Annotated in this window: 1 protein-coding gene; it reads right to left on the bottom strand. The window is 57.2% G+C overall.

What is annotated here, in order from left to right; genetic code table 11:
- Positions 1-161: 161 nt before the first annotated feature.
- Positions 162-395 (bottom strand): hypothetical protein (locus tag CIK04_RS32670; RefSeq protein WP_176463510.1); only part of this gene is annotated, 234 nt, incomplete at its 5' end.

Consider the following 395-nt stretch of genomic DNA (forward strand, 5'->3'; position numbering starts at 1 on the left):
CGTGGTTCCTGACAAGGTCACTTCGTCTGCTTCGTCAACACTGATGTTGCCGTCGCCTACGGTCGTCAAGTCGATGCTCGGTAGATCCGCATTGTCCGCATCCAACGTCGCGCTTTCTGTGTCGCTCGCTGGGTTGCCCGCGCTGTCCGTCACGTCCGCTTTCACGCTGATCGCGCCATCAACCAGACCCTTACCTGTAGGTCTGCGGTCGTGCTGAACTTGCCATCTTGAACGGTCGCTTCGAACGAGGCTGTGTTGCCTTTGCTGTCGGTCACGGTCAAGGTCACTTTCTGACCGTCTTCTACGTTGGTCGTGGTTCCTGACAAGGTCACTTCGTCTGCTTCGTCAACACTGATGTTGCCGTCGCCTACGGTCGTCAAGTCGATGCTCGGTAG

Source organism: Vibrio sp. 03_296 (assembly GCF_002265885.1).